Here is a 3032-nt window from a genome sequence, read left to right as displayed (position 1 = left end):
CGTCTACCTCAAGGCGCGCGCCGCCGGGGCGATCGGGCGTATCCGTCCGTCGGATCATGAGGACAAGCCCGATACGGCCAAGAAGGCCGAGAAGGAATGCATGGGCGGCTGATGTCGTCTCTTGCCCGGATCGCCGTCCTCTGCGCCCTGACATTCACCGGGGCACAGGGGGCTCTCGCCCAGCATCTGCCGGATACGGTCACCACGGACGTGCTGCGCGTCTGCGGGGATCCGGGCAACATGCCGTTCTCCGAACGCAAGGAGGACGGCTTCGAGAACAAGATCGCGGCGATCATCGCCGACGAATTGAAGATCAAGGTCCGCTACTACTGGCTGACCCAGGGTCCCGGCTTCGTGCGCAACACGCTCGGGACCGGCCTCTGCGATCTGATCATGGGTCAGGCCTTCGGCAGCGACCTCGTCCAGACCACCAATCCCTATTATCGGTCTGCCTATACGCTGGTCACGCGCAAGGGTGAGTATGAGGGCGTGACCGCCCTCGACGATCCGCGCCTGAAAGGCAAGAGCATCGGCGTGATCGCCGGGACGCCGCCGGTCAACCGCATGGGAGATCTCGGCCTCGTCTCGACCATGAAGGCCTACGCCCCCTATCAGCTCGACCCGGCCCGCAAGCATCAGACGGTTGCCGCCGAGATCATCGCGGCGCTGGCCGCCAAGGAGATCGACGCGGCCGTGCTGTGGGGGCCTGCGGCGGGCTGGCTCGCCAAGCAATCGGGCGTCGCGATGAATGTCGTGCCCCTGCTCAAGGAGCCGGAGCGGCCGCCGATGGCCTACCGGATCGCCATGGGCGTGCGGATCGGCGAGAACGATTGGAAGCGCTCGCTGAACACCGTCCTGCGCAAGCGTAAGGCCGATATCGACGCGGTCCTGCGCGCCTACGACGTGCCGCTCCTCGAAGAGGATGACAACAAGCTCGCGGAGCCGGCCGAGCGCTGACGCACCGTTGCAGGTCGCCGCTCGACGGCGACCCGGCCGGGTCGGCTCAGACGCGCGCGATGCCGGTCCGGTCGAGCTTCGCCAAGGCATCCACCACGCGCTCGCCGCCGATCACGAGGTCGGGTGCGATCTCGGCCAACGGCACCAGCACGAAGGCCCGCTCACGGACATAGCGGTGCGGCAGAACGAGACGCGCGTCGTCGACGGCGGCGCCCTCGTAGGCCAGGACGTCGATGTCGATCACCCGCGGCCCCCAGCGCTCCTCGCGGACCCGGCCGAGATCGTGCTCCACGCGGAGGCAGGCGTCGAGCAGGCCATGCGGATCGAGACTCGTCTCCACCGCCACGGCCCCGTTGAGGAACCAAGGCTGATCGGTCTTGCCCCAGGGCGGCGTGCGGTAGTCGGAGGACCGCGCGACGAGGGTGATACCCGGATCCGCCGCGAGGCCCGCGACCGCGCGGTCGAGCATCGCGGCCATGTCGCCGACATTGCTGCCGATACCGAGATAGGCCCTCATCGGCCGGCTCCGCGACGACGCATGATCTCGATGCTGACGCTGTCCAGAATGGCGGGAACGGGAGCGCTCGGCTTGTCGACGCGGACCGTGACGGCGTCGACCAGCGTGAAACGCGCCAGGATCTCCGCGGCGATGGCTTCGGCCAGGGCTTCGATCAGGTTGAATCGATGCTCGGTGGCGATCGCGACCGCCACCGCGGTGAGATCGGCGTAGCTCACCGTGCCGGCCACATCATCCGAGCGGCCCGCCGCGCCGAGGTCGAGCTGCGCTTCGAGGGAAATATAGAAGCGCTGGCCCAGCACGGCCTCTTCGGCCAGCACACCGTGTCGGCCGAACACCGCGATGCGGGTGACGCGGATCAGGTCGCCGGCCATGCTCAGCGCGCCTCCGGCCGCATCACGGCATCGACGACGCGCATCGCGTCGACATGCGCCGCAACGTCATGCACGCGCACGATGTCGGCACCGAGCGTCGCCGCGACGGCGTGGGCCGCGACGGAGCCCGTGAGACGGTCCGCCGGCCGGGTCTCGCGATCATGCAGGCGTCCGAGAAGCGACTTGCGGGAAACACCGACCAGGACCGGAAACCCGAGGGCGCGGATCTCGGGCAGCCGCCGCAGCGCCTCGAGATGCTGGTTCCAGCTCTTGCCGAAGCCGACACCCGGGTCGAGCACGATCTCGGAATCGGCGAGGCCGGCGCGATGGGCGATGGTGAGGGACCGCTCGAAGAAAGCGAGCATGTCGGCCACGATGTCGAGATCCGGGTCGATCGTCTCCCGGTTGTGCATGATGATCACGGGCGCGCCGTGCGCCGCCGCCACGGAAGCGATGTCGGGCTCACGCTGGAGCCCCCAGACGTCATTCACGATCCGGGCACCGGCCTCCAGCGCGAGGCGGGCCGTGGACGCCTTGTAGGTGTCGATGGAGATCGGCACCGGCAGACGGGGCGCGATTGCCCGGATCACCGGCAGGACGCGCGCCTGCTCCTCCTCGGCCGGGACCGGAACGTGACCGGGCCGGGTGGACTCCCCACCGATGTCGAGTATCGCCGCGCCCTCTGCGACGAGGCGCTCGGCCTGGGCCACGGCTTCGGCCTCCCCGGCGAACAACCCACCGTCCGAGAAGGAATCGGGCGTGACGTTGAGGATGCCCATGACCAGCGTGCGGCCGCCCAGAGCAGGCAGCAGAGCGGACAGGCTGGAGGAGGGTGTCACGGTGCGGGTCCCGTTCACGAGCGCGGTTCGGGAGCCGGTGTGCGCGAATCGCGAGGCCGGCGCAACGCCGGCCTCGCCTCGCAACTCAGCCGTGATAGCAGCGAATCTCGGCTTCGGCCTGGGCGCGGCGCAGGTCCGCCACCTTGTCGTCGAAGATTTTGGTCGACTTGAACTCGTTCGCCCGGTTGCCGATGCCCTGCCGCATCGACAGGATGGTGCTCGCCTGGACGTACTTGTCGTACGGCAGGATCGCGGCGAGCTGGTCGAGCGAGCAGGAGCATTTCTGCAGGCTCTCGCGAGTCTGGCCGTTGGCGGCCATGCAGCCGAACACGTAATCGACCCGCG

General features: G+C 68.6%; 5 protein-coding genes and 1 pseudogene. 2 read left to right on the top strand and 4 right to left on the bottom strand.

Features of this window, described 5'->3' with window-relative positions; genetic code table 11:
• Both I53_RS35565 and xoxJ read left to right on the top strand, forming a co-directional pair.
• Window positions 1-112: pseudogene (locus tag I53_RS35565) on the top strand (c-type cytochrome, methanol metabolism-related); the annotation flags it as partial.
• A complete protein-coding gene (gene xoxJ, locus I53_RS26900) occupies window positions 97-957 on the top strand; it encodes a rare earth element methanol dehydrogenase accessory protein XoxJ (RefSeq protein WP_043356681.1) in 861 nt (286 codons plus the stop codon). The pseudogene I53_RS35565 and the gene xoxJ, both read left to right, overlap by 16 nt.
• Before the next feature lie 46 nt (window positions 958-1003).
• Here xoxJ and folK read toward each other — a convergent pair whose 3' ends face one another.
• The 4 genes from folK to I53_RS26880 form a co-directional block, all read right to left on the bottom strand.
• Entirely contained in the window at window positions 1004-1474 is a 471-nt protein-coding gene (gene folK, locus I53_RS26895) for a 2-amino-4-hydroxy-6-hydroxymethyldihydropteridine diphosphokinase (RefSeq protein WP_043356679.1), read from the bottom strand.
• Window positions 1471-1848 carry a dihydroneopterin aldolase gene (folB, locus tag I53_RS26890; RefSeq protein WP_043356677.1) on the bottom strand — a complete coding sequence of 126 codons (378 nt, stop codon included), beginning with the start codon at window positions 1846-1848 and terminating at the stop codon, window positions 1471-1473. Before folB ends, folK begins: the two co-directional genes overlap by 4 nt.
• A 2-nt stretch (window positions 1849-1850) precedes the next feature.
• Window positions 1851-2687, bottom strand: a complete 837-nt coding sequence (folP, locus tag I53_RS26885; RefSeq protein WP_043356684.1) for a dihydropteroate synthase — start codon at window positions 2685-2687, stop codon at window positions 1851-1853.
• Between the two features lie 85 nt (window positions 2688-2772).
• Window positions 2773-3032 (bottom strand): hypothetical protein (locus I53_RS26880; RefSeq protein WP_043356675.1); only part of this gene is annotated, 260 nt, incomplete at its 5' end.

This window comes from Methylobacterium sp. B1, assembly GCF_000333255.1.
GTDB lineage: Bacteria > Pseudomonadota > Alphaproteobacteria > Rhizobiales > Beijerinckiaceae > Methylobacterium > Methylobacterium fujisawaense.
Note: the sequence above shows the minus strand (reverse complement) of the source record. Positions and strands in the feature narration are given on the sequence as shown.

What these genes read in the sequence shown, in the direction of transcription:
- xoxJ (WP_043356681.1), top strand. Translation starts at nt 97, where the DNA reads ATGCATGGGCGGCTGATGTCGTCTCTTGCCCGGATCGCCGTCCTCTGC.
- folK (WP_043356679.1), bottom strand. Translation starts at nt 1,474, where the DNA reads ATGAGGGCCTATCTCGGTATCGGCAGCAATGTCGGCGACATGGCCGCG.
- folB (WP_043356677.1), bottom strand. Translation starts at nt 1,848, where the DNA reads ATGGCCGGCGACCTGATCCGCGTCACCCGCATCGCGGTGTTCGGCCGA.